The organism is Moraxella sp. CTOTU47616 (assembly GCF_032017465.1).
Classification (GTDB): Bacteria; Pseudomonadota; Gammaproteobacteria; order Pseudomonadales; family Moraxellaceae; genus Faucicola; species Faucicola tetraodonis.
On the sequence record NZ_DALZPU010000003.1, the window covers coordinates 165,324 to 190,637 of the forward strand.

Annotated in this window: 24 protein-coding genes and 1 tRNA gene; 14 read left to right on the forward strand and 11 right to left on the reverse strand. The window is 44.4% G+C overall.

Going from position 1 to position 25,314, the window contains the following annotated elements; all coding sequences use genetic code 11:
* Positions 1-283 precede the first annotated feature (283 nt).
* The 3 genes from RTS10_RS04955 to RTS10_RS04965 form a co-directional block, all read right to left on the reverse strand.
* On the reverse strand, positions 284-664 hold the full coding sequence (locus RTS10_RS04955) for a 5-carboxymethyl-2-hydroxymuconate Delta-isomerase (protein WP_312539465.1): 381 nt from the start codon (positions 662-664) through the stop codon (positions 284-286).
* Between the two features lie 11 nt (positions 665-675).
* Positions 676-1,146: a Cys-tRNA(Pro) deacylase gene (gene ybaK, locus RTS10_RS04960; RefSeq protein ID WP_007115525.1), complete on the reverse strand. Its 471-nt coding sequence runs from the start codon at positions 1,144-1,146 to the stop codon at positions 676-678.
* 207 nt (positions 1,147-1,353) lie between these two features.
* Positions 1,354-1,851 (reverse strand): c-type cytochrome, encoded by a 498-nt coding sequence (locus tag RTS10_RS04965; RefSeq protein WP_312539467.1) that lies wholly within the window; start codon positions 1,849-1,851, stop codon positions 1,354-1,356.
* A 539-nt stretch (positions 1,852-2,390) separates the two neighbouring features.
* Between RTS10_RS04965 and rpsU the strand changes: the two genes are divergently transcribed.
* Both rpsU and RTS10_RS04975 read left to right on the forward strand, forming a co-directional pair.
* Positions 2,391-2,606, forward strand: coding sequence for a 30S ribosomal protein S21 (rpsU, locus tag RTS10_RS04970; RefSeq protein ID WP_007115522.1), 216 nt, complete (start codon positions 2,391-2,393; stop codon positions 2,604-2,606).
* A gap of 131 nt (positions 2,607-2,737) precedes the next feature.
* A complete protein-coding gene (locus tag RTS10_RS04975; RefSeq protein WP_138018538.1) occupies positions 2,738-3,184 on the forward strand; it encodes a GatB/YqeY domain-containing protein in 447 nt (148 codons plus the stop codon).
* A 65-nt stretch (positions 3,185-3,249) separates the two neighbouring features.
* Here the strand turns inward: RTS10_RS04975 and RTS10_RS04980 are convergent, their stop codons facing one another.
* The 4 genes from RTS10_RS04980 to RTS10_RS04995 form a co-directional block, all read right to left on the reverse strand.
* A complete protein-coding gene (locus RTS10_RS04980) occupies positions 3,250-3,876 on the reverse strand; it encodes a Maf family protein (RefSeq protein ID WP_312539468.1) in 627 nt (208 codons plus the stop codon).
* A gap of 18 nt (positions 3,877-3,894) precedes the next feature.
* Positions 3,895-4,380 carry a rod shape-determining protein MreD gene (gene mreD / locus RTS10_RS04985; protein ID WP_144918028.1) on the reverse strand — a complete coding sequence of 162 codons (486 nt, stop codon included), beginning with the start codon at positions 4,378-4,380 and terminating at the stop codon, positions 3,895-3,897.
* 11 nt (positions 4,381-4,391) lie between these two features.
* Positions 4,392-5,219, reverse strand: coding sequence for a rod shape-determining protein MreC (gene mreC / locus RTS10_RS04990; RefSeq protein ID WP_065253382.1), 828 nt, complete (start codon positions 5,217-5,219; stop codon positions 4,392-4,394).
* Positions 5,220-5,383: 164 nt separating this feature from the next.
* On the reverse strand, positions 5,384-6,415 hold the full coding sequence (locus RTS10_RS04995; protein ID WP_065253383.1) for a rod shape-determining protein: 1,032 nt from the start codon (positions 6,413-6,415) through the stop codon (positions 5,384-5,386).
* A gap of 621 nt (positions 6,416-7,036) precedes the next feature.
* Here RTS10_RS04995 and gatC point away from each other — a divergent pair.
* The 7 genes from gatC (at position 7,037) to RTS10_RS05030 (ending at position 12,376) form a co-directional block, all read left to right on the forward strand.
* Positions 7,037-7,339, forward strand: a complete 303-nt coding sequence (gene gatC, locus RTS10_RS05000) for an Asp-tRNA(Asn)/Glu-tRNA(Gln) amidotransferase subunit GatC (protein WP_099834394.1) — start codon at positions 7,037-7,039, stop codon at positions 7,337-7,339.
* A 57-nt stretch (positions 7,340-7,396) separates the two neighbouring features.
* On the forward strand, positions 7,397-8,893 hold the full coding sequence (gene gatA, locus RTS10_RS05005) for an Asp-tRNA(Asn)/Glu-tRNA(Gln) amidotransferase subunit GatA (protein ID WP_312539472.1): 1,497 nt from the start codon (positions 7,397-7,399) through the stop codon (positions 8,891-8,893).
* Between the two features lie 11 nt (positions 8,894-8,904).
* A complete protein-coding gene (gatB, locus tag RTS10_RS05010) occupies positions 8,905-10,401 on the forward strand; it encodes an Asp-tRNA(Asn)/Glu-tRNA(Gln) amidotransferase subunit GatB (RefSeq protein WP_096489322.1) in 1,497 nt (498 codons plus the stop codon).
* 46 nt (positions 10,402-10,447) lie between these two features.
* Positions 10,448-10,524, forward strand: a tRNA-Pro gene (locus RTS10_RS05015).
* Positions 10,525-10,700: 176 nt separating this feature from the next.
* Complete coding sequence (locus RTS10_RS05020; protein ID WP_312539475.1) at positions 10,701-10,982, forward strand: hypothetical protein; 282 nt, start codon at positions 10,701-10,703, stop codon at positions 10,980-10,982.
* 98 nt (positions 10,983-11,080) lie between these two features.
* On the forward strand, positions 11,081-11,578 hold the full coding sequence (locus RTS10_RS05025; protein ID WP_050324647.1) for a L,D-transpeptidase: 498 nt from the start codon (positions 11,081-11,083) through the stop codon (positions 11,576-11,578).
* A 189-nt stretch (positions 11,579-11,767) separates the two neighbouring features.
* A complete protein-coding gene (locus RTS10_RS05030; protein ID WP_312539476.1) occupies positions 11,768-12,376 on the forward strand; it encodes a nitroreductase family protein in 609 nt (202 codons plus the stop codon).
* Between the two features lie 289 nt (positions 12,377-12,665).
* On the opposite strand, the gene RTS10_RS05035 is transcribed toward RTS10_RS05030, so the two are convergent.
* Positions 12,666-14,213 carry a CYTH and CHAD domain-containing protein gene (locus RTS10_RS05035; protein WP_312539477.1) on the reverse strand — a complete coding sequence of 516 codons (1,548 nt, stop codon included), beginning with the start codon at positions 14,211-14,213 and terminating at the stop codon, positions 12,666-12,668.
* 297 nt (positions 14,214-14,510) lie between these two features.
* Here RTS10_RS05035 and rlmD point away from each other — a divergent pair, with 297 nt between their 5' ends.
* Complete coding sequence (gene rlmD / locus RTS10_RS05040) at positions 14,511-16,022, forward strand: 23S rRNA (uracil(1939)-C(5))-methyltransferase RlmD (protein ID WP_312539479.1); 1,512 nt, start codon at positions 14,511-14,513, stop codon at positions 16,020-16,022.
* On the opposite strand, the gene RTS10_RS05045 is transcribed toward rlmD, so the two are convergent.
* Positions 16,019-17,203 (reverse strand): DUF1615 family protein, encoded by a 1,185-nt coding sequence (locus RTS10_RS05045; protein WP_312539562.1) that lies wholly within the window; start codon positions 17,201-17,203, stop codon positions 16,019-16,021. The two genes, rlmD and RTS10_RS05045, sit on opposite strands and share 4 nt — an antisense overlap.
* Positions 17,204-17,794: 591 nt before the next feature.
* Between RTS10_RS05045 and RTS10_RS05050 the strand changes: the two genes are divergently transcribed.
* The 4 genes from RTS10_RS05050 (at position 17,795) to RTS10_RS05065 (ending at position 22,916) form a co-directional block, all read left to right on the forward strand.
* Positions 17,795-20,209, forward strand: coding sequence for a RelA/SpoT family protein (locus RTS10_RS05050; protein WP_312539481.1), 2,415 nt, complete (start codon positions 17,795-17,797; stop codon positions 20,207-20,209).
* Between the two features lie 26 nt (positions 20,210-20,235).
* Complete coding sequence (gene mutM / locus RTS10_RS05055) at positions 20,236-21,153, forward strand: bifunctional DNA-formamidopyrimidine glycosylase/DNA-(apurinic or apyrimidinic site) lyase (RefSeq protein ID WP_312539483.1); 918 nt, start codon at positions 20,236-20,238, stop codon at positions 21,151-21,153.
* Positions 21,154-21,373: 220 nt separating this feature from the next.
* Complete coding sequence (locus RTS10_RS05060; protein WP_312539485.1) at positions 21,374-21,784, forward strand: hypothetical protein; 411 nt, start codon at positions 21,374-21,376, stop codon at positions 21,782-21,784.
* Positions 21,785-22,016: 232 nt separating this feature from the next.
* Entirely contained in the window at positions 22,017-22,916 is a 900-nt protein-coding gene (locus RTS10_RS05065; protein WP_312539486.1) for an alpha/beta hydrolase family protein, read from the forward strand.
* A 110-nt stretch (positions 22,917-23,026) separates the two neighbouring features.
* Here the strand turns inward: RTS10_RS05065 and RTS10_RS05070 are convergent, their stop codons facing one another.
* Positions 23,027-23,758: an RluA family pseudouridine synthase gene (locus RTS10_RS05070; protein ID WP_312539487.1), complete on the reverse strand. Its 732-nt coding sequence runs from the start codon at positions 23,756-23,758 to the stop codon at positions 23,027-23,029.
* A gap of 147 nt (positions 23,759-23,905) precedes the next feature.
* Positions 23,906-25,222 carry a glutamate-1-semialdehyde 2,1-aminomutase gene (gene hemL, locus RTS10_RS05075; RefSeq protein WP_312539488.1) on the reverse strand — a complete coding sequence of 439 codons (1,317 nt, stop codon included), beginning with the start codon at positions 25,220-25,222 and terminating at the stop codon, positions 23,906-23,908.
* Positions 25,223-25,314 lie beyond the last annotated feature (92 nt).

A 25,314-nucleotide genomic window follows, 5' to 3' on the forward strand; every position in this document is an offset into this window, starting at 1 on the left:
AAACCGAAAAAATGATGTTTTGCACGATGTCTTTATATGATGTCTTTAAAAGATGCTTGTTAAAAGATGCTTATTAAAATTTTTACATACCGCAGACAAAACAAAATCTTGACTAGTTTACTATGTTTGCGATAAGTTGAGAATAACGCAAATGACTGTTTAGTCATTGGCTAGCAACGGGGCCGCTGCTGCTGCGGGTTTTGTTGCCAAACCTACTATCTTACCAGTTGGCAAAAGTCAGCAAAAATGTGCTTAAAGTAGTCAATTTTTATCACTAACCCCTCTATTTGAATTCGACATACTGCTTGACATAATTGGCGCTTAGCGTGGTGGAATTGACGCAAATCTGTAAATTGCCAGCAGGCACCTCACTTTCGAATTCCTGCAGATGCGCTTTGATAGCATCGGCAATGCGCTGCGCCAATGATTGAATGGTAGCGTCATCACGCCCTGGCATCAGATAAAAATGCGCCATAACAAAGGCTTCATCTCCGCTATCGGTCAGTCCCACCAATACGTGATTTGGGTAATAGATACGTGATTTGATATCACTTTGCAGCCTAAAGTTGCCAGACTGCCATAGCGTATCATTGACCCGCGCTAGCAGGTTATCAGGCTGACTAATAAGATGGTCGTGACTCACTTCAATAATGACATTGGGCATGGTGTTATCCTTTATTCTTGAATTAAATCTGCAAATTTGGCGTTTACTGCGCCTGCTAAATCCGACGGTGACAACTCAATCTCCAAGCCGCGTCTACCGCCACTACAATAAATGGTCGCAAAGTGTTGTGCCGACTGATCGATGACCGTGGGCAGGCGTTTTTTTTGACCGAGCGGGCTTACCCCACCTAGCACATAGCCTGTGGTACGTTCTACCAATTTAGGGTCTGCCATTTGTGCTTTTTTACTGCCAATGGCCTTGGCGATTTTTTTTAGGTTTAATAAATGCTCAACAGGCAGTATCGCAACAGCGAGTTTGTCGTTGTCATCTTGCACCACCAAAGTTTTAAATACCCGCTTTGGCTCAACTTGTAGTTTTTCTGCTGCTTCAAGCCCATAGCTTTCACTATGAGCGTCATGATGGTATTCATGTAATTGGAAGTTGATTTTTAGTTTTTTGGCAAGATTAACGGCAGGTGTCATGGCGGTTTCTTAACAGGGTTTGGTGATTGAACATAGTCATTCATCATAACCAAACTGCGGGTTAAAACAAAGCACATTGGGTATAAAAAACGTATAAAAAAACCAGCCAACTATTTTGCTAGTGACTGGATTTAGTGAGAGGCTCGATGCTAGTTGTTGCCTAGGCTTTAATGTATAGCCTTGATTTTATAAATGGCGCACTACCTATTAGCTTGCTTTTGAGACCATATAATCGACGGCAGCTTTTACTTCATCATCTGAGGCTTGGCTACCGCCTTTGGCTGGCATTACACCGGATTTTCCTTGATAGCCGCCGATGGCGTGTTTATAAAGCGTGTCTTTACCTTGCGCAATGCGAGGTGCCCAAGCGGCTTTATCAGCAAGTTTTGGTGCGCCCATCAAGCCTGCTGTGTGACAAGTGGTACACACACTACCAAACAATTTTTCACCAGCATCAGCAGAAACTGGGGTAGCGGTTGCTGTCGTCGTGGTGGCAGCGGCTGAGGCGGCTGTTGGTGGTACAAATGAAGCAGGCTGTGAAGCCACTGGCATGGGATGGTTTGCACGAGCGATTTCACCTTGCTGTGCGGCAATTTCTTCGGTTGGTTTGCTTTCAGCTGACTCATGCTTACTACATGCGCTCATGGTAAGACCCAAGGCAAGCATAAGACTGGCTAGCGTGGCATTGCGTGTTGATATCGGCATAACCTTTTCCTTTCAAATAAGGTGAAATCTAATTTCACATCAATGTATAAATTTTTAATAGCCCTACAAACTGTTTTTGCATGGTAATGTTTTACGTGGTAATGTCGACTGGCAAATGGCTAGTACAACATTTAGCGGTATGTTGTTATCACATGAGAATTAGTGACTATATTAGCATTACTGCGGTATGAATAAAATAACATTTTAAAGCCACCTTGCTAAATCATTACTATCGTTGTGTATTTTGTTACGCTAACGGGCAAAAATTTTTTTACTGGCTAGCTAAAACAGGGCAATTGGCTAGGAGGAGGATTTTTTAGTTTAACAGGTTATTAAAAAGCTAAAATTTACATTGACTTACATGCAATATTTAGTTAAAATTCGCACCTATTTTTATCCTAATCTGAGCTGATGCCAAACCATGGGTAGGTTGGCTAATAATCACCTATACAGCCGGATTAATGTTCCTGACCCACTAACCCCGCTTTGTTGATAGCACATTCATTGTCTATCACTCAGCCTAGACTTAAGGAGTCTACATGCCAGCAGTAAAGGTAAAAGAGAACGAACCTGTAGATATCGCAATTCGCCGCTTTAAACGTGCTTGTGAGAAAGCCGGTATTTTAGCAGATGTACGTAAACATGAGTTCTATGAAAAACCAACTCAAGAACGTAAACGCAAAAAAGCAGCTGCGGTAAAACGTTACAAAAAGAAAATGTCACGTGAATCAGTACGCACGACTCGTCTTTACTAAGGTAATTTGTCGACAGACAACCCAATACCAGTAAATGATAAAATCCACTTTGTTAAGTGGATTTTTTTATGCTATGTTGCTAACCACAATTTTAAAAACGCCATTAGCTAACATTAGGGAGCGTTAAAACCATGACTACCATAAAAGACACCCTGACCGATGTGGTCAAAACCGCCATGAAAGCGCGTGAGCTTGAAAAAGTTAAAGTGCTACGCAACGTACAAGCGGTGATAAAACAAATCGAAATTGACCGCCAAATAACGCTCGATGATCCAGGTGTACTAGACATCTTACAAAAGCAAACCAAGCAGCGCCAAGAGTCGCTCGCGATTTTTGCCGCCAATGGTCGGGAAGACTTGGCACAAAAAGAACAATTCGAGATTGATGTGATTAGTCAATTCTTGCCACAACCCATGAGTGAAGCAGAAATTGCCAATCTGGTAGCTGCTGAAATTGCTGAGCAAGGTGCCACTTCAATGCAGCAAATGGGCGCTGTGATGAATGCGTTAAAAGTCAAAACCGCAGGTCGCGCTGACCCCGCTTTGATCTCAAAGTTGGTCAAAGCAACATTGGGTTAACCCTTTAAAACATGATAAAAAAGCCATAAGATTTGCACTTATGGCTTTTTTTAAGTTTATTTTTACTAATGGGCTTGCATCACCTGAGAAAGCAAGTCTAAAGTTTCTACCAGTGGCAGTCCAACCACATTGCTATAACTACCGTCAATCGCTTTGACCCACGCAGCGCCCAGCCCTTGAATGGCATAACCGCCTGCTTTGTCTTGTGGTTCGCCCGTATGCCAATAATGCGCCATCATGCTGTCAGTGAGTGCGATAAATTTGACATCGGTTCTCACCACAGTGCGCTCAGCGTAATCCATCTGCCATTGACCGTCACGATGCGCCAGTCGGCTCACTTGAACTGCAGTCCATACTTGGTGCGAGGCATTGCTCATTTGCCGCCACATCGCACAGGCATCGGCAAAATCGTTAGGTTTTTGCAGTACTGCCCCATCCGGCAATACGCCAATAGTATCGGCGGTAATCACCACACACTCGGTCATAGCGGTTGGCAAAACTTGTAAAGCGGCTTGCGCTTTTTGACTCACCATACGCCCAATATAGTCAATCGCCGATTCCTCTGCTAGCTGTGATTCATCAATGTTGACTGCCGCGCAAGTATGTGGCACCGCAACTTGATCTAACAACTCACGCCGCCTCGGTGACGTGGACGCCAAGATAATCGGTATAATGGCATTAAATTGATACATAATAACTTCTCAATATGCTTATCGCGTATAACGCAGCATGACAGCGACTAACAGTGGCCAAATCAAGGTGCTGACGGCAACGGTATAAAGCAATTGGGGTGCAAACACCCCTTGAGTAAATAAATGCAGAAAAATTAACCCAAATTGATAAATCAGCAAACAGGCTCCCGCCAAAAGCCACACCAAGTTCGAGGACAATTGGCGTAAATAACCACTGACAAGCTTGATAAAAAATGCCACCAGTACTGCACATAAGGCTTGCTGACCGATTCGACTATCCGTCAGTAAATCAGCAAACAAACCAACCACAAACGCCAATCCCATGCCAATTAAAGTCGGTTGAAATATTAGCCAAAAAATCAGCATCATGATCATCCACATCGGACGAAATAGCGCAATCTCTGCCGACAGCGGATACACACTAAGTACCGATGCGATGATAAAACTGATTGCCATCACAATATATAAATGCTGTTTGGTTTTTTTGCGCTGAACGACGACCATAATCAGTGATTTTAAACCTTTTGCTGAAGCAATAAAACATAAGACGTATTGATAAAATTGGCAGCGGGTTTCACCATAATCTTGGCATAGCCCCCTGCTTGCTCGGCTTCTACTTTTGCCACACGCCCAACAGGAAATCCAGCAGGAATACGACCACCAAGCCCGGATGAAATTAGCTCATCGCCAATGCGTACATCCGATGCCTTAAAGATATAATCTAGCACCAAATACTGCGGATTACCCTTACCAGATACGATGGCTTTTTGCCCGGTACGTTTGATAGTCACTGCAACGGATTGTTGGTCATCACTGATTAACACCACACGGCAGGTATCGGGATAAACATTGACGACTTGTCCAAGAATACCGTTTTCATCAATCACCGTTTGCCCGACAATTACCCCGTCTTTGCTGCCTTTATTGATGACCACCATTTGCCGCAGTGGATTGCTATCGGTACCAATCACGTGCGACAACAGCAAATTAAACTGGTCTGGCGTGGTGGCAGATAAAATCCCTTGCAGTCGGGCATTTTGCGCGACAAGATAATCTTGCTGCTGTAATTGCGCTTTGGCATGCACCAGCTCAGCTTTCAACTGCACATTCTCACGGCGTAACGCTTCTTTTTCGGTCATGGTACTATCAAGCCAGCCTGCAAAAAAACTTGGATAAGCCGATACTTGATAGATGGGCTGCATGGCGGCATGGGTCGCGGTACGTACTGGCTGAAACCAACTGCTATTTTTACTATCCAATAACATCAGCACAATCGCCGCAAACACCACAATAAGGGTCTTGCGAATGGCGAGCGGTTGTTGGGTAAAAATAGTAAGTGACATAAGTAACATCCAAGTAAAATCGTGACAGTCAGTACAGCAAGCAGCACAACACAGATAAGGGTAGCAAAAAGCTTTTAAACAAAGCTATCGTAAAATCATCTTGTCAATAAAGCAATAAAACCGCTATTAAAAAATAGCGGTTAACGGTAACACATCAGTTAACATCAGACAAAAATCATATTCAATGCTTTGTTATTGATAAACTCTAACGCTTTACCACCACCACGGCTGACACAAGTCAAGGGGTCTTCGGCTACCGTGACAGGCAAGCCTGTCTCACGTGAAATCAGTTCATCAAGATTGCGTAATAGTGCGCCACCACCGGTTAATACAATACCACGCTCTGCGATATCGGCTGATAATTCAGGCGGCGTTTGCTCAAGCGCCGCTTTGACACCTGAGATAATACCAGCAATAGGATCGCTTAAGGCTTTTTGGATTTCGGCGGATGTCACCACAAATGACTTAGGCACCCCTTCTGCCATACTACGACCACGCACTTCCACTTCCAAGGGGTTTTCGGGATCTTCAATTGCCGTCCCTACTTCAGTTTTGATGCGTTCAGCCGTGGTTTCACCAATCACACAGCCGTGGGTACGGCGGACATGAGTAATAATCGCTTCATCAAACACATCACCGCCGATACGGATGGAGTCGGCATACACACAGCCTGATAGCGCAATCACCGCAATTTCTGTGGTACCACCCCCAATATCCACCACCATCGAACCGCTGGCTTCATGCACGGGTAACCCTGCGCCAATCGCAGCTGCCATAGGCTCTTCAAGCAATAAAGCTTTGTTTGCGCCTGCTGATTCAACCGCTTCACGAATCGCACGACGTTCTACCAAGGTTGATTTACAAGGCACACAAACAATCACGTTTGGATTGGCCAAAAAGCGTTTCACTTTCACTTTGTTGATAAAATGCTTGAGCATTTTTTGGGTCACTTCAAAATCGGCAATCACACCGTCTTTGAGTGGACGAATCGCAGTGATATTATCTGGGGTACGACCTAGCATTTGTTTGGCATCAAGACCGACGGCCGCAACGGTAGGATTTTGGGTACGGTTACTACGAAGCGCAACAACCGTTGGTTCATTGAGGACCACACCTTTACCTGGGGTGAAAATTAACGTGTTGGCAGTGCCAAGGTCGATGGCGATATTACTTGATAAAAATCCGAAAAGGCTCATGTATCATTTCCCAGTGATAACAAAACTACACTGCAAGCAAAGCAGAAATTAGCGGGGTGTCTAATCGCATATCGAGTCAACGACGCATTTTTTAAAAGCATTTATTTAAAAGCTTTTAATGCCGATGTTTCTAATGCCCGTGTTTCAAAACCACCCTATTGTGCCCACTAACAAAAAAATCTGAAGCAAGCTACTTACAGCCGCTGTATTTTACATAAAAAATAGCAAGAAACTCTTAACGATTCACAGTTAAAAGGCTATCTTTTTACATAAAAAAAGTGACGATGATTTTAAAGAAGCTTAGGCGATAGTGACTTTAATGCGATTAATTTGCGTTTAGTAAGAATAGTGCTAGATTATAGCGGTAAAATATCGCAAAATATAGTGATTTAATCACATTCTATCTTTATTCACGAATTTTTTGTGACAAATTATTTAGGTCACATCACCCTATTTTTTCAAATTTGTTATTAAAAGCAACTAAACTTATGCAACTGTTTTTTATCAAGTTTTATCACGCTTTATTATAGCCTGTTGCTATAATTGGCTGGTGTAAAATCGCATCAAACATTTGCCTTGTTTGTCCGTTTTTTATTTTTGTTTGTACTTAAGGAACTCATCATGTCGCAGACGCTTTCAACTGATGAAATTATGAACATCGCCAAACTTGCTCGACTTGGCGTGACTACTGAGCAGGCAGATAGTTATGCCAATGACCTAAGCAAAATTCTATCGATGATGGATATTTTGGCAGAGGTCAATACTGACAATATCGCCCCGCTTACCAATGTCCATGATATGACCCAGCCACTGCGTGAAGATGTTATTGGCGGTAATGGGGTCGAAGTCAATCGTGAGCTAAATCAGTCCATTGCGCCAAGTGTCGCTGATGGTCTATACCTTGTACCACAGGTCATTGAATAAACCACAGCTCATCGAATACCTTGTCAAATTTTTGTTAATTAATTATAAGTGAAAATTATGTCTGAACTACATACGTTTTCGGTTGCCCAATTGGCAGCAGGTCTAAAAAATAAAGACTTTAGCAGTACCGAACTTACCAAGCACTTTCTCAATCGGATTGCCCAGCATGATAAAGCCATTAACAGCTTTATCACAGTCACGCCTGAACAAGCGTTAGCGCAAGCTGCCGCCGCCGATAAATTATTGGCAGAAGGCAAAGGTACAGACTTGACGGGCGTGCCACTGGCTCATAAAGATATTTTTTGTACCCAAGGCGTTTTAACCACTTGTGGCTCAAAAATGCTAGAAAATTTTGTAGCGCCTTACAACGCCACCATCGTTGAAAACTGCCTAAATGCAGGCTTAGTCATGCTTGGCAAAACCAGTATGGATGAGTTCGCGATGGGCTCGGACAATGAGTCATCTTACTTTGGCGCCGTGCACAACCCTTGGGATATCAGCCGTGTACCAGGCGGTTCATCGGGCGGTAGCGCGGCAGCGGTTGCGGCAGGTTTTGCGCCCTTTGCCACAGGCTCAGATACCGGCGGCTCGATTCGTCAACCTGCGTCATTTTGTGGTTTGACAGGGATTAAGCCAACTTACGGACGTGTCTCACGTTATGGCATGGTGGCGTATGCGTCAAGTTTTGACCAAGCTGGCAGTTTTGGTAAAACCGCAGAGGATTGTGCTTATTTGCTCAAAGTGTTGTCAGGTCATGACAGCAAAGATTCAACGTCTGCCAACAAAGATGTGCCCGATTTTGTCGCGAGTTTGACCAGCAAACGCCAAGCCAATGCCAGCCATGATAAACCGCTTCAAGGGTTACGCATCGGTATCCCAACCGAGTATTTTGCTGATGGCTTAAATAGCGAGGTTAAAGCTGGCGTAGAAGCGGCATTAAAACAATACCAAGCCTTGGGTGCAAGCTTGGTGGATGTGAATTTGACCAAACCTGAAATCACCCTTGCCACTTATTATTTGCTCGCCCCAGCCGAGGCTTCATCTAACTTATCGCGTTATGATGGGGTGCGTTATGGCTACCGCTGTGATAGCCCAAAAAACTTGGAAGATTTATACACCCGCTCACGTTCTGAAGGCTTTGGTGCCGAAGTACAGCGCCGTATTTTGATGGGTACCTATGCGCTATCAGCGGGTTATTTTGATGCCTATTATGTCAAAGCGCAAAAAGTGCGCCGCCTCATCAGCCAAGATTTTGCCAAAGCCTTTGAAAGCTGTGATGTCATTGCCACCCCAACTGCGCCAACGACGGCTTATAAAATCGGTGCAAGCCTTAGCCCTGCCGAAATTTATATGGGAGATGTTTATACCATTGGCGTGAATTTAGCCGGTTTACCTTCATTAAGCCATCCGGTGGGTTTTGATGGTGACAATCTGCCTGTGGGCTTACAGCTGATTGCAAAGGCATGGGACGAAGAGACACTACTGAAAACTGCCGATGCGTATCAGCAAGTCACTAATTTTCACCAACAACTATCACCCATCGCCAAAGCCTAAGGAGCCTTGTTATGACAAACGAAAATAAACCGCAAGCGCCTTTAGTGGATGGCTATGAAGTGGTTATCGGTATCGAAATCCACTGCCAACTCAATACCAACACCAAAATTTTCTCATCGGCTTCAACGCTATTTGGGCAAGAACCCAACACCCAAGCCAATATCGTTGACCTAGCCATGCCAGGGGCGCTGCCTGTACTCAACAAAGATGTGGTAGAAAAAGCGGTGATGTTTGGGCTTGGCGTCAATGCTGAAATTGGTATGATGAATGCCTTTGACCGTAAAAATTATTTTTATCCCGACTTGCCAAAAGGCTACCAAATCAGCCAAATGGCGCACCCGATTGTCGGTACAGGCTATATCGACATCGTGGTCAATGAAGGTGAAAAAAACGAATATCCCAAACGTATTCACATTACCCGTGCTCACTTAGAAGAAGATGCGGGCAAATCGGTGCATGATGCGGTGCCACAAATGACAGGCGTGGATTTAAACCGCGCCGGTACGCCGCTGATTGAAATCGTCTCGGAGCCTGATATGCGCTCAGCTGCCGAGGCGGTTGCCTATGTCAAAGCCATTCACCAGTTGGTCACTTGGCTCAGTATTTCTGATGCCATTATGGCGGAAGGCTCGTTCCGTGCCGACTGTAACGTCTCTGTGCGAAAACCCGGTGCCGACTTGGGTACTCGCTGTGAGATTAAGAACCTCAACTCGTTTCGCTTTATCGAGCGCGCCATCACAGTGGAAATCGAGCGTCAAATTGACTTGATTGAAGACGGCGGCAAAGTCATACAAGCCACTCGCCTATACGATCCCGACAAAGACGAAACGCGCTCAATGCGTACCAAGGAAGAAGCCAACGACTACCGCTACTTCCCAGACCCAGACCTTTTACCTGTGCATATTGATACCGCAACTTTTGAACAAATCAAAAACGCCATGCCAGAATTGCCAGTGGCACGTCGTGAGCGTTTTCAATCGGCGCTTGGCTTACCTGAATATGATAGCCGTATCTTAACCGCTAGCCGTTCGCTCGCTGATTACTTTGAGCAAGTAGTGGCAAAAGTCGGTCATGATAACGCCAAACTGGCTGCCAACTGGATAATGGGTGACCTGCTCGGCGCGCTCAACAAAGATGAAAAAACCATTGAGCAAAGCCCGATTTCGGTGAGCCAATTTGCCAAACTGCTAGAGCGTATCAAAGACAATACCTTATCAGGCAAGCTGGCTAAACAAGCCTTTATCGCCCTATTCGCTGGCGAAGGCGGTGACGATGAAACAGCCGTAGATAAAATCATTGCCGATAAAGGTTTAAAACAAGAAACCGATACAGGCGCGATTAAAGCGATTGTCGAAGACGTGTTGAAAAACAACCAAGCGATGGTCGATGAGTACAAGTCAGGTAAAGAAAAAGCCTTTAACGGTCTTGTCGGTCAAGTGATGAAAGCCTCCAAAGGTAAAGCCAACCCGGCTCAAGTTAATCAGCTGTTAAAAGAACTAATTGGATAAGTTGGTATTGCAAATTCTGTCATTTTTGGTAGAATAGTACACCTTTCGGGGCGTAGCGCAGTCTGGTAGCGCACTTGCATGGGGTGCAAGGGGTCGCGAGTTCGAATCCCGCCGTTCCGACCAAATTAAAAAGGCTTACGTTTTCGTAGGCCTTTTTCTTTTTTAAGTTTTTGTTATACCTATTGTCACAGTATTTTTACGTGAATATGACAATAGTTTTTTCGTTTTAATAGATAATTTATTGATAAAATTTTCTCACTATTTGGCTGTATTTATTTGACTGTATTTTTTGAAAAATCATGAGCTCGAGCATTAAATTATTCCTTGCTAACTATAAACTGACAAATTTGGCTGCGGCTTTGGTATGGGTGGTTTTACCACTCACTGCGCAAGCCGATAGCGTTCATCAAGCACAAACCAAAAAAGAGGCGATTGTACGTTCTTGTCCCAATCGTTTATGCCCCGTCCCCGTCGTGCAGACCCTGCCCAAAGGCGTCAAGTTTAGCTGGGTATTAGCCAAAAATGGCTTTGTGAACATTGCCGATTCTACCTTGTGGGTATCCACTGCTGACATTAAATAAGTGCTTGTATGTTTTCAAATTTTTCTTAAAAAGCCTGTCATGAATATGATGGGTTTTTTTGTTATGATAGTCTAAGCTTAATGTTAAACGAGTCGATTATGTGTTACCCAAGAATCATTATTTCAATAAAAAAACAACAACTTACTTTACATCTGAGCCCCACCCAATCACAAACTTACCCCGTCTCTACTGCCAAAAATGGTATTGGACAACTACAGGATACTGGCTGTACACCGCTCGGTGCGCACCTGATTAGCGAAAAATTTGGTGATAATTTACCTATCAACAGTGTTTTTGTGGCACGTCAATTTACCGGCGAAATTTATGACGATCATTTGGCAACTACATTCCCCAATCGAGACTGGATTTTGACACGGATTTTGTGGTTAGAGGGAAATGAAACGGGCTTTAATAAAGGCGCCAATGAGCAAGGGGTGTGTGATACCAAGGCGCGTTACATTTACATTCATGGGACGCCCAATACCGAGCCGATGGGCATTCCGCTTTCTCATGGCTGTATCCGCATGCGCAATCAAGACATTATCACACTGTATGACCAAGTGGATATTGGTACAGCGGTCGAAATTTTGCCGTAAATTTATCAAAATTAACCTTAATAATATATTAGATAAAATTAATAAATACAATTAATGGTTAAAAAAAATTACAAAATAGTTTTTATTTATTAGTATTTTAGGCATATAATAGCCGTGTCACATCAATCGGCTTTAACTTTAATTAATAAGGTAGATTGATTATCAAATAACAATGAAAAGGAGCTGATTATGTCAGTCGAAACATTACACAATATCGCAGAAACTCGCCGTTCTATCTATATGCTCAATGACCAATTACCTGTCTCAAAAGATGAGGTAGTTAAACTGGTTGAACATGCCGTGTTACATACCCCCTCTTCATTCAACTCACAATCAAGCCGCTTGGTGGTATTATTTGGTGAAGACCATCAAAAACTTTGGCAAATCACCGAAGATTTGCTACGCGCGATGGTGAATGATGATGAAAAATTCAAATCAACTGCCGATAAAATGGCCATGTTTAAAGCCGCTGCAGGGACTATCTTGTATTTTGAAGACCAATCAGTGGTCAAAGGCTTACAAGAACAATTCCCGCTGTATGCGCATAATTTCCCAGTATGGGCTGAACACACCAGTGCCATGCACCAATATGCGATTTGGAACGCCTTAGCCGCGCTCAACATCGGTGCAAACTTACAGCATTACAATGGCGTGATTGATGGAAAAGTGGCAGAAACATGGAACATCGATAGCAACTGGAAACTTATTGCGCAGATGGTATTTGGTGGTATCACCGCCCCAGCAGGTGAAAAAACCTTTGAACCTATTGAAAAACGCTTAAAAGTTTACGGAAAATAATTTTTTAATGTGCACTACAATGCATGTGCTAGTGCTAGTGCTAGTGACAGCAAAAAGCCAATATCTGACGGTATTGGCTTTTTTATATAAATTTGATTGCCATTAACTAAAAAATTAGCTCAGTAAAAACCCGACAATATACCGCATATTATCTACTGTCGGTATCGAAATTAGCGGCTAAATGCTGTCATCCATGACTGACCTAACTAGTCATACAGTGATTGACTGATTAGTGCTTTCTGCAGAGGCAATTTTCTTTAATTCACATGCCTACAATCAAGCCAAACTACTACCAAAACTTTGGCGCATTTTTAACCGTTTTTAGACTCACCGCGCATTGCTCGGCACTCGCTTGCTCACGCCCGCTAAACCAACCCACCGCAAATAGTGCATTTGGGTCGGTTTTGGCTTTTTCCAAATAATTGGCATGACCGACCACATTGTCATTATACTCACCGAGTACGTCTTGTGCAGGCTCTAAGTATTGCAAGAAAGCATTGAGCTCAGCTGCTTTTTTCCCTTTTTTGCCATTGGTTTGGCTGGCAAAAAGCGGCGCAGCAAACTCACTGACATAACGCAGGCTTTTTAGGTCTTTACGGACACCATGCTGGCTTTCTGTATCGAGACTGGCAAATTTATCACTTGCCACAGCAATCGCGGTAAATAGTTTTTCCAACTTTTTGGCAACAGTGGCTTTGGCTTTTGGGTTGTCCGCAGGTACGGCTAAATGGGTAAAACCAATCAGCTCTAACAACAGAATTTGAAAATCATTGGCTCTGACGGCATCAATCGGCATGATATCGACTGCCGTTGACCACTCGACATGCGGTGCACCGACTGACTCTAGCAGGGGCTGGGTTTTTATTTGCAAGATTTCTTTATCACGATACTCCCCTAGCAGGCTAAAGGTTTGTTTGAGTACCATCAGCCAATTTGGGTCGATATAATCTTGGGCAAATTTGAAATGTTTGAGGGCAGTACGTAAACGCCGAATGCCGACACGCAGTTGGTGCACTAAGTTGCCATCGGGACTGCCTTCAGCAATTGCAGAGGCGTTGGGCAAAATCTGCACGAGGCAGTTATTGACCACTGCCTGCAAAAACGCAAATTGGCTGATGCCTTTGTGTAATTGCAGCACAGCCAAATCCGCTTTGACAGGCTGGGCATATTGCTTATTCGCGAGTAGCAAACTACCCCGCTGGGCTTTGGTAACGGTTGATAAATATAATTTGTATTTTTTGCACCAAGTTTTAGCTACCTCAATCAAATCACTTGGGTCACCTTCAAGAAGCTCAAATTCAATTTCATGAATATCCGATTGGGTTAACCCGTGATTATTGACGGATTTTTGTGAGATTAGGCTACCTATGCCAACTTTGCCGATATCATAAGCGATTTCGATGCGGCTGTTATTTTTCTTAATTTGGCGAGAAGTGCGTTGGACATCGGTAAAATATTGCACGGTTAAGGCTTGAGCGAGCTGGTCGAGCGGCATGATGCTAGTCAGCTGCGCTACGACTGTTGGCTCTGTAATCAGTGAAATATCAGGCACAAGGCTGCTAACATCAAGGGTATCTGGCGTACCCGTCAGGCTCAGCACGGTATTGAGCTCAACGCGTTTGGCAACGCCGTCACCCGCTGTTTTGAGGGTTTGTACCCATTGATTGTCTTCAAAACGAATACGCAGGGCGATGCCTTGTTTGGCAAGATGTTGATTGGGGGTATCAAAATAATACGCCGATAGCCGCTGTTGCCGCGCAGTTTTGGTGTCGATGTTTTTTCTTAAGACGCCTTGTTGATAGCTTGGGACAGCAAACTTGAGTTCTAGTTCGTGCATGATGGTGTCGATTAACCTATATAGCTAACGGATAAAACACCATCATAGCACAACTTTGCTTTTTAAAAATAACCACTTGGCTCATTTGTTAATGGTAAAATTTTAAAGCATTTAAAGAATGCCCTATGATAAGTGATGACCAGTTATGCAATCACATCCAAACCTTCTTCTTTGAGCGATGTAAAGTCAGGTATTGATATAAAAAAAATCCATTTTAAGCTATCATAACCGCAAAATTTTGATGAATTTTGTAATAAATATTTACACTGACCCTCGATTAAATAGGTTTTTTAATAAATGTCAAACGCTACCGCTGACCAAACCCAGTCTAACCAACTCACCAAAAACCCAAGCAAAAAAATCAAACCCACCGCGCGGGTGCGTAAACGTTTGCAAGACGCCCCACCCGTTACCCTAACAGTGACCAACCTTGCCCATGACGGAAGGGGCGTGGCAACTTACGGTGACCAACCCGACCATCACCTTGATAAACATGGCAAAAAAGTATTCGTCAGCTTTGCGCTACCCAACGAGACCGTGAGCGTCAAAATCACAGGCTCACGTAAAAGTATGGAAGAAGGTGACGCGCTTGAAGTGTTGGCAAACCCAAACCCTCAACGCACCACCCCACCTTGCCCGCATTTCGGGGTGTGTGGTGGCTGTAGCTTACAGCACTGGCAACCCGATGGGCAGATTCAATTTAAGCAATCGGTACTGGCAGAGCTGCTCGAACACCAAGCCCATATCCAGCCTGAAAACTGGCTTCCCCCATTGGTTGCTGACCGTTTGGGCTACCGCACCAAGGCACGTATGGGCGTGCGCTATGTTGAGAAAAAAGGCACAGCATTGGTCGGTTTTCGTGAGCGCGCCAGTAATTTTTTGGCAAATTTAAATGAATGCCATATACTTGACCCGCGTGTCGGCTTTGAAATTGAGAACTTAAAAGCGCTTATCAGTTCGCTTGACGCCCGTGACCATATTCCACAGCTTGAATTAGCGATGGGTGAAACGCTTGATGATGTTATCGATAGCAAAAAATCAATTGCCGTTATTGTCCGTCATATGGTGGCTTTAGGTGAGCATGATATCGCAAAACTGCAAGCTTTTTTTGCCGAGCGTAACTGGCAGTTATTCTTACAGCCCAAAGGTAGCGACACGGTACATCGTATTGACCCATTGTATGAAAATACTGCCCATGCGCGCCCATCAAGCCTGACCGTGCCACCGACGGGCGGTTTGTTTTATCGGTTGCCAGAGTCTGATGTGACGTTTGAATTCTCACCACTGGATTTTACCCAAGTCAATTTGTCAGTCAATCGTAAAATGACCAAGCTGGCAATTGATTTGTTAGATTTGAAGCCAGGCGAGCGAGTGCTTGATTTATTTTGCGGTTTGGGCAATTTTAGTCTGCCACTGGCACGTCAAGTGGGTGAAACTGGCTTTGTGATTGGGGTGGAAGGTAGCAGTGAGATGACACAGCGCGCCAAAATGAATGCCTCCGCCAACGGCTTGCACCATACCGACTTTTTTGCCCAAGATTTAACCAAAGATTTCTCGAGTGAGCCTTGGGTTGGGCAAGTCGATGCACTGCTGATTGACCCACCTCGCTCAGGTGCCTTAGAAGTGATGCAGTATTTGGATAAATTCAATGCCAAACGCATCGTGTATGTGTCGTGCAATCCGATTACGCTTGCCCGCGATACCGCCGTGCTGCTTGAAAAAGGCTACAAGCTCACCCACGCGGGCGTGATGGATATGTTCCCGCACACAGGGCATGTGGAAAGTATTGCACGATTTGAGAAACGCTAAAATTTAGCTTTATTCATACAATTTAAATAGCGTACGTTGACTTTGTCGGCGTACCATTTGGTATTATAATCGCGGCTGAGTTTTGCGCCAGAGATGACCACTTGTGGCATGATGGCGGTAGGGGCGTTTTTGCCAGTTTTCATTTTGTAAAGACTGCCAATGGTGCGATAGCTTTCGGTATTTTCAAAATCTTGGCTTTTTTCTTTTGCCAAGTCCATACGCACTTGGCGCTCCGTCAGGCTAATCATGCCTTGTTGTATCATTGATATCAGCGCCTGCTCACTTTGGCTGATGTTAGCACTGATTTTATTGCCTTTTTCATAAATCAATAAATCGCCATCATAGTCTATTTCGGCTTTGGATAACTCTTTTAGCATTTTTTGAAAAGCGGCATTACGGCTTGAATACATCCCTGAGTTGTAGTCAGCAAAGCGATAAATCGGGTCTTGATAATTGGCTTTATACAGTAGCAAGCGATGGATACCGTAGTACAATCCGCCATATTGGCTATATAGGTCTTTACGTAGTTCAAGATTATTGCCATTCATCCGGCGATGGTCACGCGCATAACTTACTTGCACCTGCATTGAGCCTAACGTGGTAATCGGGTCTAATTTTTCTTCGATATCCCCGCCCACCAATTTGGTGACGCTGTTCAGCTTGCTGGCATAATATTTGCTTGAAAAATACGCAAACATCTGATGATAAATGTCGTCAAGTTCTTCTTCGGTTTTGACTTGAGCGATTTGTTTTTCAAAGCTGTTGTCAGGCGTGGGCTCAGTTTTTAGCATGGTGCGAAAATATGGGGCTAGCGTTGAGCCCAATTTTTCTTCCAACTCCTCATTCATCGCTTTTAGGCTTGATTGCCCTAAATTCGGGACAGGCGGATTGGCTTTAAAATTAGACTCTTGGTCGATAATGGCGACAGCGGTACAAATATTTTGCGCGTTTTTTTCTATTTTTAGGGTATCAAAAATTTGGTTGATGTCTTGCGCCCAGCTTTTGCTATCTTGTCCACGTTTGGGAATCAGTTTGGCAATTTGTTTGGCACCAATGGGCGAGTTAGCGTCGGTTTGCGTTTGAAAATACTCACATCCTGTCAACCCAAGCGATAAAGTCAGCGTTATCGCCAACATCGACAGGGTTTTACCAAAGTTCGCAAGGCTTTTTGAGCGAGTCATGGTAAAATCTGACGCTATAGTAGTCGCATTTGTAACAAAATGAGATGGTAATTTCATTAAACTCACCTATACTGAACAAGATAGTTTTATCTTAATTTGGATTGAAGTTCGGGCAAATCGCTGATTGGGTCGTTGCCTAACACTCATTTATTGCTACATGTGCCGCACAGTTTTTAGATTGAATCATCACAGTGATACAAAAATTTTATCGACGTGTTGACTTGCAATTGTTTGCTAATAAACACATCTTAATAAAATTAACACATGAGTAAGCGTAATAAAGTTAGTGTTAAATGGCTAAACATGGGCAACCCTAAAACGGTTAAGATATATAAAGTGAATATGGTATTTACTTTATTTTAACGTTTAACATTTATTTTAAGGCTTAACACGCCCAAAACCAACGCACTATCATAGCTAAAACGCGCTGCTATAGCGACTACTCTGTCATATTTTATTATTGCTAGCGCAGTATCAAATCAAACTTAATCACACAAAAATTCACAGGGAAAGTGAGTTGATAATTTTAAATGAACAAGGTTAGTTTTTTTGCTCTTTGAGGAAATCTGGTAAGTAAGGTGTAGAATTGACATGGTAAAAATACGAGAAAGTTTGCCGCTCTTGGATGGAAAAGACGTTGATCATGATAGTACCACGATGATTGCGAGTATCACTGCCAGCCAGCGTCATTTCACCCATACTGACTTGCCCATTCTCTCTGAGCCTGCCAGTCACATCATCGATGAGCATACCATTGATACCGAAGCTTGGCTGGCATCGATGGCAAAACGCGCTCATCTCACTGAGCTGCCTGAGCTGACCAAAGCCTGTCAACTACTCAAAAATCAAGATTTAAGTACCGAAAGCAACCGCTCTAATGCGTTTTTGACTGGGATTGGGATTGCCGATATTTTGGGTTATCTGTACCAAGATGAAGACACACTCGTTGCTGCGATGTTATATCGTGCCGCGCGTATCCAAATTTTTAACCCCAAACAAATCCAAGCCACCTTTGGCGATGAAGTCGCAGAGCTGGTGCAAGAAACCCTAGCGCTGGGGCGACTGTCCGATTTGATAGAGAACAACAAGCGCTTAGAAGACCACTTTAACAACAACCAGCGCGAGCAGTTATCGGGCATTTATAACATGCTCATCTCAATGACCAACGATGTGCGCGTGGTGTTAATCAAATTGGCTGAGCGTACTTTTGCGATGCGAGAGCTGTCGTATGCTAGTCCTGAGCGTCAGCAACGGGTCGCCCGTGAGGTCATGACAATCTACGCGCCGCTAGCGCATCGTATGGGTATTGCCCAGCTTAAATGGGAGCTTGAGGACTTATCGTTTCGTTATCTTGCGCCTGACCGCTACAAAGAAATCGCCAAATTACTCTCCGAAAAACGTAGCGAGCGCGAAACCTATATTGACCGGGTTGCCCAACAACTGCGCGAGGCGTTAGCTGCACAAGGGATTGACGGGGAAATCACCGGTCGTGTCAAACACATCTATTCGATTTATCGTAAGATGAAACTCAAATCACTGTCGTTTGACCAGTTATATGACATCCGCGCACTGCGGGTACTGGTGCATAACAATGCCGATTGTTATCACGTACTGGGGCTGGTGCATGGTTTGTGGCGTTATATCCCCGAACAGTTTGATGACTATATCACCAACCCAAAAACCAATGGCTATCGCTCGCTACATACCGCGGTGATTGCTGAGAACAAATCGCTTGAAGTACAAATTCGTACCTTTGACATGCACTATGAAGCTGAACTTGGCATGTGTGCACACGTCAACTACAAAGAAGGTACCAAAAACAAAAAAGACGACTATCTGACCAAAAAAATCAGCTCACTGCGTCAGTTATTGCTCAATCAAGAAAATGCTGACAATCATGACCCGTTAAAATTTGTATTAGATAAACATGTTGAGCATGAGAATGGCGAGCTCGATGAAGAAGAACAAGTTGTTGATTTTGGGGAATTTGAGCGGATTTATGTGTTTAGTCGTGATGGCGATATCATCGAATTGCCCAAAGGCTCAACTGTGCTTGATTTTGCCTATCATGTGCATACCCATGTCGGCAATCGCGCCCAAGCCGCTCGCGTCAACAAACGCTATGTGCCGCTCACCTATCAGCTCAAAACAGGCGAACAAGTTGAAATTATTACCAAGCAATCACGCGAGCCAAACCGTGATTGGCTAGTGGCATCCTTAGGTTATATCAATACCAGTCGCGCTCGTAGCAAATTGCGCCAATGGTTTAATAAGCAAGACCGTGATAAAAATATCGAAACAGGTAAGCACATATTAACCAAAGAATTGGCGCGCATGTCGGTACACCCTAACAGTATCGATTTAAATGATTACGTCAAATTTTTTAATGCCAAAAACAGTGATGATATTTTGGTAGGACTAGTCAATGGCAACGTTGAATTGCATAATTTGACCGGTCATATCAGTCGTCATCTAGATTTAGAACCCGAAGTCACTGATACTGAGCTTATCCCCAGTATTCACCCCAAAGCCACAGGCAAGCTAGATGCGTATAAAATCGAAGTCGATGGCTTGGATAACATTGCTATTCACTTGGCAAATTGCTGCTCACCTGTGCAAGGTGAGCCAATTGCGGGTTATATCACCCAGTCCAATGGCGTATCCGTCCACCGCAGTGATTGCGTCGAATACGAGCGACTGGTGGAGCGGGAGCCTGAACGCGCCATTAGTGCCGCTTGGTATGGCAATAAAGGCAAAAGCCAATTGGTACAAATATACCTTGAATCGTATGACAGGCGGGGCTTACTCAAAGACCTGACCCAAATCATCGACCAAGAAAATGTCAATATCCGCCAAGTCGACACCCTAAGCGGGGATGATGATATCGCGCGGTTGAATTTTACCATAGAAGTGACGGGGCTAAGTCAGTTGTCCAAGCTTTTGGCAAAACTAGAGCAGCAACATGGTATTATCTTGGCGCGTCGTATCGTCAATAACAAGTCTTAATGCTTTAAATAGGAGTCACACGGCACATGCCAGAATTGCCCGAAGTGCAGACGACAGCGACGAGTCTGCAACCTTTGCTCAATCAAACCGTTGAAAAAGTTAGCGTCTTTCAGCCCAAATTGCGTTGGGCAGTGCCTGATGACTTGGTGAGTTTGAGAGATTATCAACTTATCGATATTGAGCGCCGAGCCAAATACCTGATTCTCACCTTTAAAGGCGGCGCGGCGCAAAAAAAACTGCTCATCCACTTGGGGATGTCGGGTAGCTTACAGCAGCATCCTGTGGGGTTTGACAAGCGTAAACACGATCACGTGATTTTGACATTTAATAATGGCAAAAAACTCACCCAACTGCATTATCATGACCCACGGCGGTTTGGCATGTTACTGTGGCTGGATGACTATGAAGACAAGCTGATTACCCATTTGGGTGTAGAGCCGTTGTCAGAAGACTTTAGCGCTGACTATCTATATCACCATATCCACAGTCGCAAAAAACCGATTGAACGCCCCATAAAATCGGTGATTATGGCGCAAGAGATTGTGGTCGGTGTGGGCAATATCTATGCAACCGAAAGCCTATTTTTATCAAAAATTCATCCGTTGACCCCTGCCCATCTCATCAGCCATGAACAGCTGACCACCTTGGTCGCCCATATTCGACAAGTCCTACAAACATCGATTGAAAAAGGCGGCTCAACGTTAAAAGATTTCACCGTAGCGGATGGACAAACGGGGTATTTTCAGCAAACGTTACTAGTATATGGGCATAAAGGCGGTGATTGCCCAAGCTGTGGCACTACCATTGAAAATGTCAAAATCAATCAGCGTGCCAGCACGTTTTGTCCCACTTGCCAGCCGCTGATAACCCACAAAAAATCAGTGAAAAAATCAGTGAAAAAACCACTCAAAAAAACGCTTAAAAAAATAACGGCTCTGCTTTAACGTAAAAAAACCTGCAGCAAAGACAATTTTACTTGATAATTCTTGGCAAAATTGATGTAATGTTCCTGAACTATTCAGCAACAACCTAGCAAAACTTGTTAGGTACAACCTGTCAGTCGACCCCCGTTATTTGGTTATCTAGTTGCCTAATTAATTACTTATTTAATTAGTTAGCTAGTTACCTCGTTAATGGTGTCTTGCTTCCAGTTAGGAACCTGCTATGAAACTATTAAATACGATTGCGTCAGCCGTAGCCTTGATGGTTGCAACGACGACTTGCAGCTTTGCCGCTACCGAAATAGATGAAAAAGATTTTGGTCCAACCTATGGCTCCATGGTCGCTGATACCATTGTGGGTAAGCCATTGGGTGCATTGGCAGTGGTGGGGGGCGTGGTGACGGCGATTGCCAGTATGCCATTTACCATCTATAACGATGAAATCGATCAGGTAGAACGCAAGCTGATTCTTGAGCCACTGGCGGCACTCGATCGCTGCTTGGGCTGTACCCCTGCTGAAGACCAATATTTTCGCTCACAGCGCCCTAATAATAACCAAGTGCGCGTTACCGTTGATGGGCCTTCTGAGATTTTAATCAACACCAACCAAAAAGTTATTGTGAAAACCCCTTAGTTGTTTCGTCAACGATTCAAGCAAGCAATTGGTCACCGCTGATTGCTTTTTTTATGACTGTTATGTTCATGATAACTTTTTTGCACCGATAAATTGTTTGCTATAGTCGCTTTTAAACGAGTCTTATCATCATTTGTCAACATTTGGCTGAGTGCTTGTATAAAAAGCGCTCGTATAAAAAGCGCTCGTATAAGCTTGTATAAACAGTTGATTACCAAGGAAGATAACAGTCATGTCGAATCTAAACCTAAAAATACCGTCAGCATTAGCCACACACACTACCCAGCAAACCATTCAAATAGCCACCAAACACCCTGCCACACTGGCGGCGACTGTGTTTCGTCCCGATACGGTTAAAGCCGCCGTGATGATTGCGCCGGCAACAGGTATCAAACGGCAGTTTTATCAAAATTTTGCGCAGTATTTAATGGAGCATGGCTATGGCGTCATTAGCTATGACAATGAAGATATTGGCGAGTCGATGCAAGGCGACCTCAAGCATTCTAATGCGTCACTGATTAGTTGGGGGCGCTACGATATGACTGCGGTGCTTGATAGGCTGATTCAAGAGTTTCCCAACACCACCTATCATCTGGTCGGTCATAGCGCGGGCGGTCAATTATTTGGTTTGATGCCCAATCATCACAAGTTCACATCCGTGTTTAACGTTGCCTGTTCGTCTGGGCAAATCCGCAATATGGCGATGCCGTATCGTGCCAAAGCCATGTGGTTTATGGATGTATTTATTCCCGTGTCCAATGTGTTGTTTGGCTATACCCAATCAAGCAAAATTGGCATGGGCGAAGATTTGCCCAAAAATGTCGCCAAACAGTGGCGAGATTGGTGCAATGGCGCAGGCTATATCAAAACCGCTTTTGGTAAAACAGTGAAAACCCACTATTACAATGAGGTTAACTTGCCTGCTATGTGGGTGAATGCGCCCGATGATGATATCGCCAATGATAAGAATGTCGCCGATATGATTCGGGTGTTTCCCAACATGCAAGCCACCACCCGAACGCTACAACCCAAAGATTATGGCTTACAGCATATCGGTCATATGAAATTTTTTAGCCGACAAAACCAGCTACTTTGGCAGCAAACCCTTGATTGGTTGCACCAACATGGGTAATTAAACAAGGGGCATAGTGATTATGCCCCTTGTTTGATGCTAACAGTAGGATGAAAACAGCACGCTAAACCCTATCATTTTAAAAGATAGATTGCTAATAACCCACGCGGTTAAAACGGCACGGGGCTTTCCCATTCCATCCACACACCCGTATTGGGATGTTTTAAGCGTAATTTGTGTGCATGTAAGCAAAGCCTAGGCGATAAATCAAACGCTTGACCGTCCAATACATCTTGCGCGTAGATGGGGTCGCCAAGCATCACATGCCCGATATGCAGCATATGAACGCGTAGTTGATGACTTCGCCCTGTGACAGGATACAAGGCGACACGGCTAACCGCCTTACCCTCACGCAGTTCGTGGTGCAAGGTTTCGTATTTCGTATAGGCGCGTTTATCCCAATTCATATCGATGATATGCTTGGGTTTTTGAGGTGGGTCGTAGCGCACCGGCACATCGATTTCGCCTTGCTGCGGCGGCGTTCCCCAGACCAGCGCTTGGTATTCTTTGCTCGGAATACGCTCGATAAATTGTTTGCTGATATGGGTTTGCGCCTCGCTATGGCGCGCAAAAATAATAATGCCTGATGTGTCCATATCAAGTCTGTGAATAAGTTTGACGTTGGGGTCGGCTTTGAGCAAACGCGATTGCAAGCTTACTTTTAATTCTTTACCATCCACCGATAACAGTCCGTGCGGTTTGTCGATGACCCAAATGTCGTCATCACGATACAAGGTAACAGATTTGGCAAACTCATCAAAAAAGTGTTGCGGCTGCTGACTTTCTTCAAGATTACGCTGTGCAATGGATTCGGGGGTTAACGCTTGGGGAAGTTGTCGCATGGGTGGTTTTTATTCTCTAAAATCTATTTGATTGAAAATTGTTAGTCTTTAAATCACTATTTGCGCTTTGACCTTTGGCAAACTTCACCAAAGGCAACCGTCCAAACGCAATTAAAAATCCTTTGGCAAATTTTTTATGTGCAACCGTTATGCTTTCGCCATTATCGCAAATACTTCTTTTGCCGCTTGCAAGGTCGCATCCAAGTCTTCTTGCGAATGCTCACTACTTACAAAGGCGGCCTCAAAGGCGGATGGCGCAAGATACACACCGCGATCGAGCATACCGTGGAAGAAGGTCGCAAATTTTTGCGCATCGCATTGACACACCTCTTCAAAGTTTTGTGGCAATGTATCGCTATCAGTAAAGAACATCCCAAACATACCGCCACAGCGCGTGGTTTTAAAGCCAATACCCGCATCCTTCGCCAACTGTTCAAGATTATCAGTCAAGTAAACGACTTTTTCGCTTAATGCGTCATAAAAACCCTCAGCCGTGAGCAAATCAAACATGGCAATACCGGCACGCATCGCCAGTGGATTGCCCGATAAGGTGCCTGCTTGATACACGCCGCCTAACGGCGCAATACACTCCATAATCTCACGTTTACCACCAAACGCCCCGACTGGCAGACCTGCACCGATGATTTTACCAAACGTGGTCAAGTCTGGTGTGATGCCAAAATAGGCTTGCGCTGACTGTAAGCCAACCCTAAACCCAGTCATCACTTCATCAAAAATTAGCACAGCGCCATGCGCGGTACACTCGGCACGCAAGGTATCGTGAAATTCTTGCGTGGGTACAATCATGTTCATGTTGCCGGCGATAGGCTCGACAATCACACAAGCAATGTCATTGCCAAATTGCGCAAAGCAGTCCTTGATGGCTTGCGGGTCGTTGTAACGAATGGTGATGGTATGTTTGGCAAAATCGGCAGGGACGCCTTTTGAGCTTGGTTCACCGATATCTAGCATGCCCGAACCCGCTTTGACCAGTAGACTGTCGCTATGACCGTGATAACAGCCTTCAAATTTGACAATTTTGTCGCGTCCTGTATAGCCGCGTGCTAGACGAATGGCGGACATGGTGGCTTCAGTGCCTGAGCTAGTCATACGGATTAATTCAACACTGGGAATCAATTCGCAGATTTTGTCAGCCACCGTGGTCTCAAACGTGGTGGGGGCGCCAAAACTTAACCCGTCATCTGCCGCTTTTTTGACCGCTTCGATAATATGGGGGTGGGCATGACCCAAAATCATCGGTCCCCATGAGCCCACATAATCTATGTAGGGTTTGCCTTCGGTATCATACATTTTGCTGCCACGGGCACGGCTGATAAAGACAGGTGTACCCCCCACGCCTGCAAATGCCCGCACAGGTGAATTCACCCCACCAGGGATATGGGCTTTGGCTTGTCTAAACAGTAATTGGTTGGTTGTCGAGTTGTTTGAGTTATTTGAATTCATGGGGCCCTCAGCTGAATAAATTTTTGCCTATTTTAACAAAATTCGGGGGTATTGAATACGCTTGCCGTCTATCTTGAATTTGGCTGGCTTGA

Bases quoted from the DNA above. Each gene is read 5' to 3' on its own strand.
- gatA (WP_312539472.1), top strand. From the start codon at position 7,397: ATGTCTGAACTACATACGTTTTCGGTTGCCCAATTGGCAGCAGGTCTA.
- RTS10_RS05020 (WP_312539475.1), top strand. From the start codon at position 10,701: ATGAGCTCGAGCATTAAATTATTCCTTGCTAACTATAAACTGACAAAT.
- RTS10_RS05025 (WP_050324647.1), top strand. From the start codon at position 11,081: ATGTGTTACCCAAGAATCATTATTTCAATAAAAAAACAACAACTTACT.
- hemL (WP_312539488.1), bottom strand. From the start codon at position 25,222: ATGAATTCAAATAACTCAAACAACTCGACAACCAACCAATTACTGTTT.
- rlmD (WP_312539479.1), top strand. From the start codon at position 14,511: ATGTCAAACGCTACCGCTGACCAAACCCAGTCTAACCAACTCACCAAA.
- RTS10_RS05035 (WP_312539477.1), bottom strand. From the start codon at position 14,213: ATGCACGAACTAGAACTCAAGTTTGCTGTCCCAAGCTATCAACAAGGC.
- RTS10_RS05045 (WP_312539562.1), bottom strand. From the start codon at position 17,203: ATGACTCGCTCAAAAAGCCTTGCGAACTTTGGTAAAACCCTGTCGATG.
- RTS10_RS05030 (WP_312539476.1), top strand. From the start codon at position 11,768: ATGTCAGTCGAAACATTACACAATATCGCAGAAACTCGCCGTTCTATC.
- RTS10_RS05070 (WP_312539487.1), bottom strand. From the start codon at position 23,758: ATGCGACAACTTCCCCAAGCGTTAACCCCCGAATCCATTGCACAGCGT.
- mreD (WP_144918028.1), bottom strand. From the start codon at position 4,380: ATGGTCGTCGTTCAGCGCAAAAAAACCAAACAGCATTTATATATTGTG.
- RTS10_RS04995 (WP_065253383.1), bottom strand. From the start codon at position 6,415: ATGAGCCTTTTCGGATTTTTATCAAGTAATATCGCCATCGACCTTGGC.
- RTS10_RS05050 (WP_312539481.1), top strand. From the start codon at position 17,795: ATGGTAAAAATACGAGAAAGTTTGCCGCTCTTGGATGGAAAAGACGTT.
- RTS10_RS04980 (WP_312539468.1), bottom strand. From the start codon at position 3,876: ATGTATCAATTTAATGCCATTATACCGATTATCTTGGCGTCCACGTCA.
- ybaK (WP_007115525.1), bottom strand. From the start codon at position 1,146: ATGACACCTGCCGTTAATCTTGCCAAAAAACTAAAAATCAACTTCCAA.
- RTS10_RS05060 (WP_312539485.1), top strand. From the start codon at position 21,374: ATGAAACTATTAAATACGATTGCGTCAGCCGTAGCCTTGATGGTTGCA.
- mreC (WP_065253382.1), bottom strand. From the start codon at position 5,219: ATGTCACTTACTATTTTTACCCAACAACCGCTCGCCATTCGCAAGACC.
- rpsU (WP_007115522.1), top strand. From the start codon at position 2,391: ATGCCAGCAGTAAAGGTAAAAGAGAACGAACCTGTAGATATCGCAATT.
- RTS10_RS05065 (WP_312539486.1), top strand. From the start codon at position 22,017: ATGTCGAATCTAAACCTAAAAATACCGTCAGCATTAGCCACACACACT.
- RTS10_RS04955 (WP_312539465.1), bottom strand. From the start codon at position 664: ATGCCCAATGTCATTATTGAAGTGAGTCACGACCATCTTATTAGTCAG.
- gatC (WP_099834394.1), top strand. From the start codon at position 7,037: ATGTCGCAGACGCTTTCAACTGATGAAATTATGAACATCGCCAAACTT.
- gatB (WP_096489322.1), top strand. From the start codon at position 8,905: ATGACAAACGAAAATAAACCGCAAGCGCCTTTAGTGGATGGCTATGAA.
- RTS10_RS04965 (WP_312539467.1), bottom strand. From the start codon at position 1,851: ATGCCGATATCAACACGCAATGCCACGCTAGCCAGTCTTATGCTTGCC.
- mutM (WP_312539483.1), top strand. From the start codon at position 20,236: ATGCCAGAATTGCCCGAAGTGCAGACGACAGCGACGAGTCTGCAACCT.
- RTS10_RS04975 (WP_138018538.1), top strand. From the start codon at position 2,738: ATGACTACCATAAAAGACACCCTGACCGATGTGGTCAAAACCGCCATG.